The sequence below is a fragment of the Acinetobacter sp. YH1901141 genome (genome assembly GCF_013416935.1).
In the GTDB taxonomy this organism is placed as follows: Bacteria; Pseudomonadota; Gammaproteobacteria; order Pseudomonadales; family Moraxellaceae; genus Acinetobacter; species Acinetobacter towneri.
In genome coordinates this window covers 40,332-56,987 of record NZ_VPEY01000015.1, presented here as the reverse complement: position 1 = coordinate 56,987, position 16,656 = coordinate 40,332, and the positions used below count along the sequence as shown (strand labels likewise).

10 protein-coding genes and 1 pseudogene are annotated in these 16,656 nt (G+C 42.0%); 9 read left to right on the top strand and 2 right to left on the bottom strand.

What is annotated here, in order from left to right:
• Nucleotides 1-726 precede the first annotated feature (726 nt).
• The 4 genes from FTV52_RS09560 to holA all read left to right on the top strand — a co-directional run bounded on the left by FTV52_RS09560 (nt 727) and on the right by holA (nt 5,626).
• Nucleotides 727-1,098 carry a DUF4124 domain-containing protein gene (locus FTV52_RS09560; protein WP_373683423.1) on the top strand — a complete coding sequence of 124 codons (372 nt, stop codon included), beginning with the start codon at nt 727-729 and terminating at the stop codon, nt 1,096-1,098.
• 130 nt (nt 1,099-1,228) lie between these two features.
• Nucleotides 1,229-3,850, top strand: coding sequence for a leucine--tRNA ligase (gene leuS / locus FTV52_RS09555; protein WP_179990712.1), 2,622 nt, complete (start codon nt 1,229-1,231; stop codon nt 3,848-3,850).
• A gap of 225 nt (nt 3,851-4,075) precedes the next feature.
• Complete coding sequence (gene lptE, locus FTV52_RS09550) at nt 4,076-4,606, top strand: LPS assembly lipoprotein LptE (protein WP_004974973.1); 531 nt, start codon at nt 4,076-4,078, stop codon at nt 4,604-4,606.
• Between the two features lie 21 nt (nt 4,607-4,627).
• The gene (holA, locus tag FTV52_RS09545) at nt 4,628-5,626 is read left to right on the top strand and encodes a DNA polymerase III subunit delta (protein WP_179990711.1); all 999 of its coding nucleotides are present in this window, start codon (nt 4,628-4,630) and stop codon (nt 5,624-5,626) included.
• Between the two features lie 47 nt (nt 5,627-5,673).
• On the opposite strand, the gene FTV52_RS09540 is transcribed toward holA, so the two are convergent.
• A complete protein-coding gene (locus FTV52_RS09540; protein ID WP_160243533.1) occupies nt 5,674-6,123 on the bottom strand; it encodes a bacteriohemerythrin in 450 nt (149 codons plus the stop codon).
• A gap of 413 nt (nt 6,124-6,536) precedes the next feature.
• On the opposite strand from FTV52_RS09540, the pseudogene FTV52_RS09535 reads away from it, so the two are divergent.
• From FTV52_RS09535 to FTV52_RS09525, 3 genes and pseudogenes are all read left to right on the top strand, one after another.
• Nucleotides 6,537-7,526 (top strand): annotated as a pseudogene (locus tag FTV52_RS09535) (efflux RND transporter periplasmic adaptor subunit); the annotation flags it as partial.
• Nucleotides 7,527-7,872: 346 nt separating this feature from the next.
• A complete protein-coding gene (locus FTV52_RS09530; RefSeq protein ID WP_373683422.1) occupies nt 7,873-9,852 on the top strand; it encodes a MacB family efflux pump subunit in 1,980 nt (659 codons plus the stop codon).
• A gap of 22 nt (nt 9,853-9,874) precedes the next feature.
• Entirely contained in the window at nt 9,875-11,311 is a 1,437-nt protein-coding gene (locus FTV52_RS09525) for an efflux transporter outer membrane subunit (protein ID WP_004974963.1), read from the top strand.
• A gap of 96 nt (nt 11,312-11,407) precedes the next feature.
• Here the strand turns inward: FTV52_RS09525 and FTV52_RS09520 are convergent, their stop codons facing one another.
• Nucleotides 11,408-12,676 carry a sensor histidine kinase KdpD gene (locus FTV52_RS09520; RefSeq protein WP_004974961.1) on the bottom strand — a complete coding sequence of 423 codons (1,269 nt, stop codon included), beginning with the start codon at nt 12,674-12,676 and terminating at the stop codon, nt 11,408-11,410.
• Nucleotides 12,677-13,491: 815 nt separating this feature from the next.
• Between FTV52_RS09520 and FTV52_RS09515 the strand changes: the two genes are divergently transcribed.
• The gene (locus FTV52_RS09515; protein WP_179990708.1) at nt 13,492-15,726 is read left to right on the top strand and encodes an NADP-dependent isocitrate dehydrogenase; all 2,235 of its coding nucleotides are present in this window, start codon (nt 13,492-13,494) and stop codon (nt 15,724-15,726) included.
• Between the two features lie 191 nt (nt 15,727-15,917).
• Entirely contained in the window at nt 15,918-16,220 is a 303-nt protein-coding gene (locus tag FTV52_RS09510; protein ID WP_136144735.1) for an HNH endonuclease, read from the top strand.
• Nucleotides 16,221-16,656: the final 436 nt, after the last annotated feature.

The window sequence follows — 16,656 nt, the reverse complement described above, 5'->3', positions numbered from 1 at the left end:
TGATTCACCCTAGTCTTATCACTGCAAAATGGGAGACACCTGCAGTGTTTTGTTCATTAATTCCTGCACTGTTATAGCACACATATTTCATAGTTTTCATGGCAATAGGAAAAATTTCTGATCTGATTACCGTATAAGCAATATGAGATCTAAAACGTGTTGGGGTAAACACATTTTATAAGCTTTGTTCAGCTTCTCGGCTAGAGAAGTTGCCCATTGCATGACATGACACTTATTCGAAGGGTGATCGATCTAAGGCACATAAAACTAAAGTGTGCATTTTTGTAGTTTACCCGACTAAAGTCAAGTTTAAAAATCGGCTTTTTCTGCTTTATTTATAAACTGGGTATTTTTTGCGCTCTGTGTCATCCATCACAATTTAATCCAAAGTCTAATATTTCCATATAAAACAAATAATTTCAGAGATTTGCTGAATTTTTTATAATTTTTTCATATCACATACATAAAAATAAAGAATGAATTAAAAAATATATAAATCGCTTGGTTATGATTCACCAACGCATTTCAGCTTATTTTAACTTGCAAATTGGCAAGCCAATGCTCCAATTTTGAATAGGCACTATTGCAGATAAAAATCATCGAAAAATTGTCAACAAACCCTAGCTTCATGGGGAATTATTGCTAAAATTTAGCCAACATGATTTTTGTAATTGGTTTTCTGCCATTACTCTTTTTTGCTTAGGACTTCCAAACATGAAAACGCCAATGATCCGCTTGAGTTGTCTTTCTGCAAGCTTGATTTTAATTTTTGCCACTAGCTCAGTTTCTGCAAAACAATATTACAAGTGGGTCGATGCAAATGGTTCAACCCATTACACCACGACACCGCCGCCAAAAACTGCCAAGAAAAAAGGTAAAGTCGATACCTATGGCTGGAGAAACTCAGCACCGACTGTTGCCATTCCTGCAAATTCTACTGCGAACCCTGAGCCTACTGCTGCAAATACAACAAACCAACATGCGACACCTACCACAAATCATCCTGCAGGAAATCCAGCTATGGATCAGCAACAACGTGAAGCCAATGCAGCTTTAAATCAGGCACAACAAGAACGTGCCAACCCACAAGTTTTTTAAGTTTTAAGCCATAAAGTACGACTCGCTTAAATTTTCCTGCACAATCCAACGCGCAAAATTCAATTTAGCTGCATTTTGCGCTATGCTGTGTGACACACTTTTTTTAACCGTTTATTCCTGATTTAACCTTATGACTACTCACATTGACCCTGAATATCAAGCCAGTGCGATTGAACCCCAAGTCCAAAGCGACTGGGAATCTCGTAAAGCCTTTAAAGTTGCCGACACAGTCGAAGGTCCACATCGTTATATCCTCTCGATGTTCCCTTACCCAAGCGGCAAACTGCACATGGGTCACGTGCGTAACTACACCATTGGTGATGTAATTAGCCGTTTTCACCGTTTAAAAGGTGAAACAGTCTTACAACCTATGGGTTGGGATGCGTTTGGCTTACCTGCTGAAAACGCAGCGATTGCGCATCAGGTTGCCCCAGCTAAATGGACTTTTGAAAATATCGCCTACATGCGCGACCAATTGAAAAAACTAGGTTTGGCAATAGATTGGGATCGTGAATTTGCCACTTGTACTCCAGAGTATTACCACTGGGAACAATGGTTATTCGTGCAACTGTATAAAAAAGGGTTAATTTATCGCAAACTCTCGACAGTCAACTGGGATCCTGTCGATCAAACAGTTTTGGCCAATGAACAGGTCGAAAATGGTCGTGGTTGGCGTTCAGGTGCATTGGTAGAAAAACGCGATATTCCAATGTACTACTTCCGCATTACCGATTATGCCCAAGAATTATTAGACGATTTAGAAACTTTAAAAGATGGTTGGCCACAGCAAGTCTTGACCATGCAGCGCAACTGGATTGGGCGTTCGCAAGGGATGGAAATCACATTCCCATCGGCAAATCCTGAAATTTATGCAGATGGTCTGACTGTATTTACAACGCGTGCTGACACGTTAATGGGTGCAACTTATGTGGCTGTTGCTGCAGAACATCCTATGGCGTTAAAAGCAGCAGAAAACAATGCACAATTAAAAGCCTTTATTGAAGAATGCCGCATGGGTTCTGTGGCAGAAGCTGACCTTGCCACTGCCGAGAAAAAAGGCATGGCGACTGGCTTATTTGTGAAGCATCCAGTAACAGGTAAAGAATTACCTGTGTGGATTGCCAACTATGTGTTGATGTCTTACGGTTCTGGCGCAGTGATGGCTGTACCTTCACACGATGAGCGTGATTTTGAGTTTGCCAATAAATTCCAATTGCCAATTATTCAGGTGATTGATGCCAAAGGTGCAGACGATGCGGACTTTGACACAACCCAATGGCAAGAGTGGTACGGTTCTAAAGAAGGTAAACTGGTCAACTCAGGCGAATTTGATGGTTTAGATTTCCAAGCGGCTTTTGATGCACTTTTAGCGAAATTAGAGCCACAAGGTTTAGCCAACGTAAAAGTACAATTCCGTTTACGTGACTGGGGTGTTTCACGCCAACGTTACTGGGGTTGCCCAATTCCAATGATCAACTGTGAAAAATGTGGACAAGTTCCAGTTCCAGAAGATCAGCTTCCTGTCATTTTACCTACCGATGTTGTGCCAGATGGCTCAGGCAACCCGTTAAATAAAATGCCTGAATTCTATCAAACCACTTGCCCATGCTGTGGTGGCGAAGCACGTCGTGAAACCGATACCTTAGATACTTTTGTAGAGTCATCTTGGTATTACGCACGTTACGCATCTCCAGACTTTACAGGTGGCATGGTCAAGCCTGAAGCTGCGCAAACTTGGTTGCCAGTTAATCAATATATTGGTGGTGTAGAACACGCCATCTTGCACTTATTGTACGCGCGTTTCTTCCACAAACTTATGCGTGATGAAGGCGTGGTACAAGGCAATGAGCCATTTACCAACTTACTGACTCAAGGCATGGTCTTGGCTGACACCTTCTACCGCGAAGCAGAAAGCGGCAAGAAAACTTGGTTTAACCCTGCCGACATCGAACTTGAAAAAGACGAAAAAGGCCGTGTGCTTTCTGCAAAATATATGGGCGATGGTCAAGCGGTCATTGTTGGCGGTCAGGAAAAAATGTCGAAATCGAAAAACAACGGTATCGACCCGCAAGCGATTATTGACCAATACGGTGCAGATACTGCACGTGTGTTTATGATGTTCGCAGCACCACCTGATCAGTCTTTAGAATGGTCAGATGCAGGTGTTGAAGGTGCTAACCGCTTCTTAAAACGTGTATGGCGTTTGGCGGCAGGCTTCCTTGAAAAAGGCAGCAATGCAACAGCTATTGAAAGCAGCAAACTTGCTACAGCAGCGCAGGACTTACGTCGCAAAACCCATGAAACCATTCAAAAAGTGGGCGATGATATTGAGCGTCGTCATGCATTCAACACTGCAATTGCAGCCTTGATGGAACTCTTGAATGCTTGCAACAAGTTTGAAGCACAAGATGAGCAAGACCTCGCCGTTGAGCGTGAAGCGATTGTGACCTTATTAACCTTGCTTGCACCTTTTGCACCACACTTAAGCCAGACTTTATTGGCACAGTTCGGAATTGAGTTAACTTCAACCCTCTTCCCAACCGTAGATGAGTCTGCCTTAACCCGCAACACACAAACGATTGTGGTGCAAGTCAATGGTAAATTACGTGGCAAGCTAGATGTGGCTGTAGATTCATCTAAAGAGGACATCCTTGCACTGGCCAAAGCTTTACCAGAAGTACAACCTTTCTTGACTGGTCCAACCAAGAAAGAAATTGTAGTACCAAATAAGTTAGTGAATTTGGTAGTTTAAATCCTTAAGTTCCCTCTCCTTTTAGGAGAGGGCTAGGGAGAGGTAAATATATACCCCCTCATCCTCTTGCGGAATATATTCCTCATCCCTGAGGAGAAGGAACTTTCTGAAGGATTTCACAATTTCCAAACAAAGCCCGTTGTCAGTCAACGGGCTTTGCACCTACAATCAAGATATTCTCAACTTCCGCTTTTAAACCTTCAAGAATATTACAGAGGACAACACATGCACTTTAGCCAACGTTTAGCAGTCATTGTTTTAACTTGCGGACTCAGTGCTGGTTTAGTCGGCTGTGGTTTTCATTTAAAAGGCACCAATCCAAGCATTGCGCCAGTGGCCTATTCAAAAATGAGTCTGGCACTCCCTAGCAATGCCGAAGAATTAGAAGAAAAGCTCTCTATTCACATGGGCACAGCAGGCGTCCAACTCAGCAATGACCCTAATGCCTATGTACTGCGTGTACTTGACTATACGCCACGTCGCTTGGAATTGAATGGCAAACTGGTAGAAACCTTATTGCGTTTGAGTGTGACTTTCCGTATTGAAGATGCGCAAGGCAACCCGATCACCGAACCTCGTACCGTCATGGCAACGCGCAGTTATCAATACGATGTCGCAACTGTGAATACCGATGATCAGGAACAAAAATTCTTAAAAGAAGTCATTATTGATGATGTAGCACAGCAAATTGTGCGTCAAATTTCATCTAATCGTTTACCTTTGGTCAACCCACCTGTGTATTCAAACCCTAAATAAGTTTTCGAGTGCGAATTTTTTATGAAACTTGACTATCTACAAGCCCTCAAACGTGTGGATGAAGCACGTGGCGTATGGATTTTGCATGGTCAAGAACCCTTACTCGAACAAAACTTGCTGGATGCTTTTCGTGCCAGTTGGCAAAAACAGGATATTGAACGTCAGCGTTATGATTTAAATAGCGTTAGCGATTGGAAAAATGTATTCAATGCCTTAAACAGTCTGTCACTGTTTTCGAGTCAATTGGCGGTTGAAGTACACGGCAATATCAAGCCTGATGCCAGCACACTAAAACAACTGAAAAGTTATATTCAACACAATGAACAAAACTTGCTGTTGGTGGTAATGCCGAAACAAGACAACAATAGTCTGAAATCCAGTTTTTTTCAGTTGATTGATGCCAATGGGGTCAATGTTGCGCTTACGGCGAATTATCCTAAAGATCGGCAGCAGATTTTAGGTTTGGAAGCAGAAAAGCTTGGCATTCAATTAGGACATGATGCGTGGCAATGGTTGGAACAACATCATGAACACAACCTTTTGGCTGCCAAAAATAGCTTAATGCGGGTCAGTGACACCTTTCCTGAAATTCAGCAGATTCAGATTGAACATTTACATGCCTGTTTACAAGATCAATCTCGTTATAGCACTTATGATTTAAATGATGCTTTACTGACGGGAAATCTAGCGCAAGCTATGAAAATTTTTCAATACCTCATGGCTTCGGGTGAAGCCATGAGTTTAATTTTGTGGAGCATCAGCAAAGAAATGCGCTTACTGATGCAATTATTTGAACAACCACAAAATGCTTTGCAACTGGGTATTTGGAAAAATAAAGTCAGTGTTTATCAACAGGCCTTACGGCGTTTAAACCCAAACTGTTTTTTGTACTGGCCAGCTTTATTATTACGCATTGATGCTGCAATTAAAGGGATGTCCAAAGAAAACCCTGAACATCTGGTGCTTCAAGCGATTGCTGAATTGTGCGGTAAAACCCTGTTTGCGACATCACCTGCCTAATAGCTTAAGTTAAATTCTTAATTTAGACGGTTGATGAAAATTCAAACCTAGCTAAAGAAACGCGCAAACCAACTTTTACCTTTCTTTTGTTCTTGCGAACGCAAATAATGCAGCATATTGTCACGCACAGCATCGACATAGTCCTGATCATCATGCTGAATATGGTTAATCAACCATTTAGACAATAAACGATACAAATCATTTTCTACCGATTCACCATTGGCAAAACGCTGACGGCAATCATTCAGACGTTTCACAAACAATTCATGAATACCGCGGTGCGAAGGCAAATATTGATAATTCACCTGCGCCAATAAGTTTTCTTCAAAACTAAAATGCGATTGTGTGTAATCAATCAAATCATCTAAAACTTCTTTAATTTGTTCACGCGCACCTGTGGCCCGAATTTTTTCTAGCGCATTAATATAGTCCAAAATTTGACGATGCTGATTGTCAATCACATCAATTCCAATATTAAACTTTTCACTCCATTCCATGATTTACCCCTCAGATTTTTTGATTAAAGTCGTGTTTTATCGCATCATCCGGATGCCGTATTATCCTAATGATTAAAGCCATAACTATTTTATGGAATTCGATACTAGCTGCTTTTAATTTTTAAATCCATATAGAAAATAAGTTTTTTTTAATCATCTTAGACCATAGTTGTAGTTTCAACTAAATTTTAATTAAAATTCATAAAAATATCATAGAGATGAACTAAAATAATGCAGGGGTAAATTGACCTAAATTAGGGCAAATTTATGTCACTATGTGGTGCAATTAAAAAGCACTTTAATCCCCCCTAAATCAGATAATAATTCTCATTTGCAATTTCTTTAAAAAATTCACGATTTATCCTTATTTCGCTTCTATAATTCCCTTAATTTATTTTTCTGTTTTTTGACTCATGCCAAAAATAAAATCGACCAAACTTATTCTGGGAATTGTGATTGCCTGTTTAGTTGCACTTGCAACATGGTATTTTTTCAAACCAAAAACAGAGCAGCCGCAATACATCACCGCTGAAGTTAGCCGTGGCGATATTGAAAGTGCGGTTCTGGCAACAGGCGTACTTGAAGCCACCAAAATGGTCAGTGTCGGTGCGCAGGTTTCAGGTCAGGTCAAAAAAATGTATGTCGAGCTGGGTGATCAGGTCAAACAAGGCCAATTGATTGCCCAAATTGATTCGGTACGTCAAGAAAATGAATTTAAAACCGCACAAGCCAGTATTAAAAATCAACAGGCTCAATTGGCAGTCAGACAAGCCAATCTCGCCAAAGTCGCAGCAGAATATCAACGTCAACAAGCCATGTATGCGCAAGACGCCACTTCACGCGCTGAACTGGAAAGTGCTTTAGCCAACTATAAAACGGCACAAGCCGAGATTGCTGCAATTAACGCTCAAATTGAACAGTCCCGTCTAACCTTAGACACTTCTAAAGAAAATTTAGGCTATACCCAAATTCTTGCACCCATGGACGGCACTGTGGTGGCGATTGTGACCGAAGAGGGTCAAACCGTAAACGCCAACCAAAGTGCACCCACCATTGTCAAACTGGCTAAATTAGACACCATGACTGTAAAAGCAGAAATTTCTGAAGCAGATGTGATGAAGGTCGAAGAAGGTCAAACCGTTTATTTCACCACTTTGGGCAACAGTGAGAAAAAGCATTACGCAGCCTTGCGCCAAGTTGAACCTGCACCAAAATCCATTAATACCGAAACCAGTAATAATAGCTCTTCATCATCTAGCAATGCGGTGTATTACAACGCCTTATTTGATGTACCCAATGAAGATGGCAAGCTGCGCATTAACATGACAGCACAAGTGTCGATTGTATTGGCCGAAGCACGTAACGTACTCACAATTCCAGCTGCTGCCGTGCAAGGCTCCAATCGCTCACGTGGTCGTAGCAACAATTCAGACACACCTGCACGTACTGAACGCAACAAAACGGATGAAAAATTGCCAAATCGCCCTGCCCGCTTAGAACTCACGGCCAATGAAAAAGCACTTATAGATCAAGGCAAAGCGTCTTTAGGCACAGTACGTGTTTTACAGGCCGATGGTTCAGCCCAGCCGCAACCTGTATTGCTCGGGCTAAACAACCGTGCAACCGTACAAGTCATTCGCGGCTTAAAACTGGGTGATCAAGTGATTATTGCCGATGGTTCTGATACATCCAACGATGCAGCGAAACGTAGTGGACGTGTTGGCCCTTCGGTGAGAATGTAATATGAGCATGCCGCAGCATCAAACACAGCCACTCTTAGCGGTTAAAGACCTGACCCGAGAATTTCCTGCGGGTGAATCGACCGTACAAATTCTCAAAGGCATTGATCTGGAAATTTACCCAGGTGAATTGGTTGCTATTGTGGGGCAATCGGGTTCTGGTAAATCCACGCTTATGAATATTCTAGGCTGCCTTGACCAACCCACTACAGGCAGCTACAAAGTTAAAGGACGCGAAACCCGACAACTCGAAGCTGATGAATTGGCACAACTACGGCGTGAGTATTTTGGCTTTATTTTCCAGCGCTACCATTTATTGGGTGATTTAAGCGCTGCGGGTAATGTCGAAGTTCCCGCAATTTATGCAGGTGCCGATGCCGCAGAACGCCAAGCACGTGCTACCGCATTGCTGAGTGATTTAGGCTTGGCAGATAAAACCCAGAACAGACCAAGTCAACTTTCAGGCGGGCAGCAGCAACGTGTGTCCATTGCTCGTGCCCTGATGAATGGCGGTGATGTGATTCTAGCCGATGAGCCAACAGGTGCACTCGACAAGAATAGTGGTATTGAAGTCATGCGTATTTTGCGTGAGCTGAATGCCAAAGGTCACACCATCATCTTGGTCACACATGACCATAATGTCGCTAAAAATGCCACACGGATTATTGAAATCAGTGATGGGCTTATTATTTCTGATCAGCCCAACACACCTGCCGATCAGGATGATATTACTCAACAAACCTTGCAACATCCGCCACAAAAAAGAACTTCAGCTTGGCGCTCTGTATTTGATCGTTTAGGTGAAGCCTTCCGCATGGCGCTACTGGCGATGAATGCACATCGCATGCGCACCTTTTTAACCATGCTCGGGATTATTATCGGGATCGCTTCGGTTGTATCTGTTGTGGCACTGGGCAATGGTTCACAGAAACAAATTTTAGAAAACATCAGCAGTTTAGGCACCAATACCATCACCGTATTTCAGGGGCGAGGTTTTGGGGATACCTCTCGCTCCTCTCAAGTCAGAACACTGGTTCCTGCCGATGCCGATGCTTTAGCAGAACAACCTTATGTAGATGGTGTCAGCCCTTCAGTCAACAGCAATGTCACAGTCCGTTTTAAAGACACGGAAGCTTCAGCCACAGTCAATGGGGTAAGTGAAGACTTTTTCTATGTACGCGGCATGAATTTCCAGTCGGGTCAGCCTTTTGACAAACACAGCGTGCTGGAACAAGCGCAAGATGTGGTGATTGATCACAACACCAAAAATACATTTTTTAGTGATGGCAGCAACCCTGTCGGGCAAGTAATTTTATTGGGCAGCGTACCCAGCCGTATTATTGGCGTGGTCGAAGAACAAAAAAGCATGATGGGCAATGCCGACAGCTTAAATGTGTATTTGCCCTACTCTACGGTAATGAGCCGCATGCTTGGCCAAAGCCATGTGCGCAGCATTATTGTACGAGTCAAAGATGAATATCCAAGTGCTGCAGCAGAAAATGCCATCCTAAGTCTGTTGGTACAGCGTCATGGTGCGCAGGATGTATTTACTCAAAATGCCGACAGTATCCGTGAAACCATCCAACAAACTACCGCCACCATGACCTTACTGGTTTCTGCTATTGCAGTGATTTCACTGGTGGTCGGTGGAATTGGCGTAATGAACATCATGTTGGTCTCTGTCACAGAACGCACCCAAGAAATTGGGGTACGCATGGCAGTCGGCGCACGACAAAGCGATATTTTGCAGCAATTTTTAATTGAAGCCATTTTAGTGTGTATTTTAGGCGGTGTACTTGGCGTCTTGCTCGCACTCGGAATTGGGCAATTGATTAATCATGTGGCAGGTGGAACCTTTCAAATGGCGTACTCCACCACCTCGATTGTAGCCGCTTTTGTCTGTTCAAGCCTGATTGGAATTGTGTTCGGTTTTATTCCTGCACGTAATGCTGCCCAACTGAACCCTGTCGATGCGCTATCTAGAGAATAAGGAATTAGAGTAAGGAATGATGATGCGATTTAACCAGAAGTCACGACAATTCAGCCAACTCGTCACTGCGCTTTTTCTTGGCAGCAGCTTAGTGGGTTGTGCAGCCGTAGTCAAAACACCTTATCAGGCACCTGCTGTAAATATTCCTCAACAGTTTGAGCAGCAGCAAAAAAGCCAGCAAGTCCTTGCACAACTAAATACAGACCGTTGGTGGACACTCTTTCACGATGCTGCTTTAAATCAATTGGTTGAACAAGTCTTGGCGCGTAACAGTGACCTCGCGGTTGCAGGACTGAATTTACAACAAGCCAGATTACAAGCCAAACAAAGCCAAAGTCAGCAAGGTGTCCGGATTGGCAATGCAGGTATTTCTACAGGGCATCAATTTAGTTTAGAGGGCAATGGTGATACAGCGCGTGGGATTTCGCTGAATTATCCCGGACTGAGCTATGAATTGGACTTATTCGGTAAACTTGCCAATCAGACTGAAGCTGCACGTTGGGAAGCCTTAGCCACCGAACAAGACTTACAAGCCACCGCACAAAGCCTGATTGCAACCACTGCCAATTTATATTGGCAATTGGGTTATTTAAATGAACGCTATGTTGTCGCACAACAAAACCTTGCCAGTACGCAAAAAACGTATCAATTGGTCAGTGCGCAATATCGCGCGGGTGCAGTTTCAGGATTGGATTTAAACCAAGCCGAACAAGCCCTGCAAAGTCAAAAATCAACCTTGAGCCAAATTGCACAGCAAAAAGTTGAAACACGCACCGCCTTGGCAGTTTTACTGCATCAACCTGTGCAAATGTTGAATATCAATGAACCACAGAGTTTAGCCGCTGTTCGTTTACCGAATATTACTGCTGGCTTACCTGCAGAACTGCTGTCACGTCGTCCCGACTTACGTGCAGCCGAATTACGTTTACGTAAAGCCTTGGCCAATAAAGATGCCAATCGAGCCAGTTATTACCCATCCATCAGTCTTACAGGCACACTCAGTACAGGTGTCGGTACAGGCGCGCATACCTCTTTAAGCGATGCCCTAAAAAACCCAATTGCCACTTTAGGTGCAGGTTTAACCCTGCCATTTTTGCAATGGAATGATATGCAGCGCGATCTAAAAGTGAATGCTTTGGAATATGAAAAAGCCATTGTGCAATATCGACAAACTTTATATAAAGCCTTTGCCGATGTCGAAAATGCACTGTCAGCACGAACCGCGCTGAATCAACAAGTCGCGCTGCAAAGCCGCAATTTAGCACTGGCAGAGAAAACTGAACGCTTAACAGAGGTGCGTTATCGGCATGGTGCGATTGCCTTAAAAAACCTGCTAGATGCACAAGAAACCACCCGCAATGCACGTTTAAGTTTATTGCAGACCAAGCAAAACCAATACAACGCCTATGTGACTTTATTGCAAGCGTTGGGTGGTAGTCCGATTCAAAACATTCAATAATGCAAGAGTTGATCTAAATTGATCACGATAAAAAAAGCCTGTGGATGATTTTAAACATCCACAGGCTTTTGCTTGCTTTGTATATAAACTTTGAAATTAAGTTTTCTCAGATAATAACGCTTCTTTACTTAATACTTGATGGCTACTGGTCGCAATTGGCAAACTGACTTTAAAAGTCGTTCCCACACCTTCTTTCGATTCCACCACAATTTGCCCGTGGTTCAAATCGACAAAACGCTTACACAACACCAAACCTAAACCAATACCCTTTTCACCTGCAGTGCCTTTAAAACTAACAGTAAGTTTAGGCTCGAACAGCGTTTCGAGTTGTTGTGCAGTCATGCCCAAACCCGTATCTTGAATATAAATATCCACACTGGTTTCTGTTTGCTCTGCACGTAAAATGACTTTGCCTGTGCCATCGGTAAAGGTAAATTTCAGCGCATTCGACACCAAATTTTGAATCACCGAGGTAATCATATTGATGTCGGCATAAACTTTAATGCCTTCTTCAACTTGATCAATCAGTTCAATATTTTTCTTGATTGCCAAACTTTTCAACACATCGCAAACAATTTTGGTCGATTGCTTTAACTCAAAATTAATTGGGTGATACACAAAGCGTCCACCCTCTGCCATCGCCCAATTCAATAAACTTTCTAGCAAGTTATAGGTCGATTGTGCTGTGTCGAATAAATAGTCGGCAATATTTTGAATACTAGAATCATCCAAAGTTTCGCGCTCTTGCGCTAAAACTTCCGAAAACCCCAATAAGCCATGAAATGGCGCGCGCAAATCATGCGCAATAATTTGGAAAAATTTGGTTTTACTAAAATTCAATGCAGACTGCTGTTCATACAGTTCTTTTAAGCTTGCATAATCAACTTTTAATTCAATATAACGCACCAAACCTGCAGCAAACTCCGCCACTGTCGGCAAAGCACCTAAACTAAACGCTTCTTCACGATGATCAAATAACAACAACTGCCCAATCGACTCGCCATCGGTTTTGAGTAAATCCAGTGCGATTAGGCGCGCGGCTTCTATCCCCAAACTTGCGATGTGCTGCACAAAATTTGCATATTGAGGATGTTGAGGTTCAATCAGTTGCTGACCTTGAAAGAAAGCGTCTAACCGTGCGTTTGGGTTGGCACGAAAGGCTTTAAAAACTTGATTGGTGGAATACCAGATGTACGGCTCATTTTTAAAAGTCAAAATGGCATGATCTACTTGCAGCATTTGACGGGCAAACTTCAAAAAACCATCAATTTGGTTACTTGGCGTATGTACACCCAATAATAACGAGAGTGTGCAAGCACTGAGTTGCTCCGTTTCAGGACCAATTTCCAGCAACTGTATTTTCATTTTTGCCTCGTTAATTAAAGTGTGCCGCGCCTATGAATTATTTTGTCTACAAAACTCATCCACTGAATTCAGAGTTAACCTACAAACTTTAACACAAAACACAAGCTTTCAAACTAATTTAAAAAACTGCGTAACAACTCGGCATTTCTTCTTTACTACTTGATTTTTCATCTATGGATTAACAAGGGTTTAGCTCACGCTTGATTATGATTTTTGATGGATCAAACGGTGCTACAAACCCGCTAAAAAATACGCTTATTTTTGTAAAATTTGGACCATAAAAATAGATCTAAACTTTTAAAATATAAATCAGGCTTTTTATCTGTAGATTTCCCTCCGTTTTTGAAGAAAATCTCAACTTCTATACAAGAGTTTACATTGCATCACACTGTAAAAAATAGAAGCAACATATTGATAAACATATAAAATAAATAGAATAAATATATTCACCTATCATTTTCATCGGTTATTTATCAAACATTCGACTTAAGTCGAACCCTCAACTGGTTAATTTATAATAAAATATACATATATTTTTGATGTCATATCTTCATCATACGATTTGATTAGTATTTCAACAGTAAATACTCAAGGCGATTTTTAGGTTTAAATAGGCTCATTTTTACATTAAGCCGTGTCTTGACTCGCACAAATGCGACACATCATTTCGTAGCGAAATGGCGTCATCACTGTAATTACGTTGACTGAAATGCATAGAGAGTCGATACTCTCAAGGTTAAATTAGGCAAATCGGTTCGCAGGGGCTGAGTCATCATCTCGCTCCTAAAAAACTCAATCAAAGCAAGGGGCTATATATGGCTGGTGGAAAGTCAAAAATCATTTACACACTGACCGATGAGGCGCCATTGTTGGCGACCTACTCTCTACTGCCGATCATTGAGACCTTTACTAAGCCTGCTGGCATCGAGATTGTCAAGAGTGATATCTCTGTAGCAGCACGCGTACTCTCTGAATTCTCGGAATACCTAAGCGAAGAACAGAAGGTAGCCGACAACCTCGCAGAGCTTGGACGTCTCACGCAAGATCCAGATACCAATATCATCAAACTTCCGAACATCAGTGCTTCAGTTGCTCAGTTAATTGCATGTATCAAGGAATTACAAGCAAAAGGCTATGCAATTCCTGACTATCCTGAAAATGAAAATACTGCAGAAGATAAAGCTTTACGCGCTCGTTTTGGCAAATGCTTAGGCTCAGCAGTAAACCCTGTATTACGTGAAGGTAACTCTGACCGTCGTGCACCTGCTGCAGTGAAAAACTATGCGAAAAAACACCCGCACTCTATGGGTGAATGGAAGCAATGGTCACAAACTCACGTTTCACACATGGATGAAGGTGACTTCTACCATGGCGAAAAATCAATGACGCTTGACCGCGCACGTAACGTAAAAATGGAACTCATCACTCATTCTGGTGAAACCATTGTATTGAAAGAAAAAGTAGCGTTACTTGATGGCGAAATCATCGATTCTATGTTCATGAGCAAGAAAGCGCTTTGCGACTTCTATGAAAAAGAATTGGATGATTGTAAAGAAGCAGGCATTTTGTTCTCTTTACACGTAAAAGCGACCATGATGAAAGTTTCACACCCGATTGTATTCGGTCACTGTGTGAAAATTTACTATAAAGAAGCGTTTGAAAAACACGGTAAATTGTTTGAAGAACTTGGCATTAACGTCAACAACGGTATGGCAGGTCTTTATGAAAAGATCGAAACCTTACCAACTTCTTTACGTGAAGAAATCATCGAAGATTTACACGCATGCCAAGAACACCGCCCTGCACTTGCAATGGTGGATTCTGCAAAAGGCATCACCAACTTCCACTCTCCAAACGACGTAATTGTAGATGCTTCTATGCCTGCAATGATTCGTGGTGGCGGTAAAATGTGGGGTGCTGACGGTAAACCTTACGACTGTAAAGCAGTAATGCCTGAATCTACTTTCGCGCGTATTTACCAAGAAATGATCAATTTCTGTAAGTGGAATGGTAACTTCGACCCACGTACGATGGGTACTGTGCCAAACGTAGGTTTGATGGCGCAAAAAGCTGAAGAATACGGCTCACACGACAAGACTTTTGAAGTTCCTGCTGCAGGTGTTGCAAACATCACTGATATTGACACTGGTGAAGTGTTGATGACTCAAAACGTAGAAGAAGGCGACATCTGGCGTATGTGTCAGGTGAAAGATGCACCTATTCGCGACTGGGTTAAACTTGCAGTAACACGTGCACGTAACTCTGGTATGCCAGCAATTTTCTGGTTAGACCCGTACCGTCCACACGAAAACGAAGTGATCAAGAAAGTTCAAAAATACTTAAAAGATCACGACACGACTGGTTTAGATATTCAAATCATGTCACAAGTTCGTGCGATGCGTTATACACTTGAGCGTGTTGCGCGTGGTTTAGACACCATTTCTGTAACAGGTAACATCTTACGTGACTACCTCACTGACTTGTTCCCAATTATGGAGCTTGGTACTTCTGCGAAAATGTTATCTATCGTTCCGTTAATGGCGGGTGGTGGTATGTACGAAACTGGTGCGGGTGGTTCTGCGCCTAAACACGTACAACAACTTGTTGAAGAAAACCACTTACGTTGGGATTCATTAGGTGAGTTCCTTGCGCTTGCTGCTTCTTTAGAAGAAATGGGTATTAAAGAAGATAATACTCGTGCGAAATTACTTGCATCAACTCTTGATCAAGCGACCAGCAAATTACTTGATAACGACAAGTCTCCATCACGTCGTACTGGCGAACTGGACAACCGTGGCAGCCACTTCTACTTGGCAAAATTCTGGGCAGAAGCACTTGCTGCTCAAGATGAAGATGCTGAGTTGAAAGCGAAGTTTGCACCACTTGCACAAGCTTTAGCTGCAAACGAAGACAAAATTGTTGCTGAACTTGCGGAAGTACAAGGTAAATCGGTTGATATCGGTGGTTACTACGCAGTAGATCAAGCTAAAGTGAATGCAGTAATGCGTCCAAGCGCAACATTCAATGCTGCACTTGATGCAGCTCAATAAGATGATGCAAAACTAACCTAAGTTAGTGATGTAAAAAACCAGCGCTTCGGCGCTGGTTTTTTTACACCCTCATTTATATAGTGTTATGACAACTATTTCATTTTATGCTTAGATCTAAATTTTATGAATGTGAGTTATCAAAGGTTAGGATTTTTCATTCAACTATAGCCATAAAATAAGGAAAACCTAAAATGGCAAATTCATGGGGAATACCAAAGCACATAGAAGATGCGGTCTCGGAGCGAGACCTGTGCTGTGTATATTGCGGCAAAAAGTTTGGTACTGAAAGAGCTAATAAGAAGTCTTGGGAACACATTATCAACGATATAAGAATAACAACCTTATCCAATATTGCATTGTGCTGTGTTGGCTGCAATGCATCTAAAGGCAATAAAGACTTAGCAACTTGGCTCCATTCTGAGAATGCTCGAAAAAGAGGCGTCACCACTGAGACAATTGCAGATGTCATCAAAGTAGCTTTAGATAGTGAATAAAGCTTTTAAGTACTACAAGCCCTATAAGACACCCGATCAATCACATTTGATTATTGTATTGATCTAATAATTTAAGCTTAGCATCTGATTCCACCATGAGTACCAATGAAAAATCAGGTACTCATTTGGGTACTCATTTTCCAAAGTGACCACCTGAATTGTGGCTAATGGAATCATTAAGACTGGAGCTAAAAAATGGCACAACCCATTAATATACAGACAATAAAAAAGCCCCCGAGTCTTAATATGCTTGAGGGCTTTTCCTTTATATGGTCCGAGGGTCAGAACCATATCCTAGACATTATCAATTGATTTATAAGCCAATTTAAAATAAAATCAGCCTGATGTATCTGCACTCGTATCTTTATTCCCGAAGGTACCATAAAGCTAAAATCTAATTTTGGATGACTAAACTATCAACAAAAGAGCCAACAAC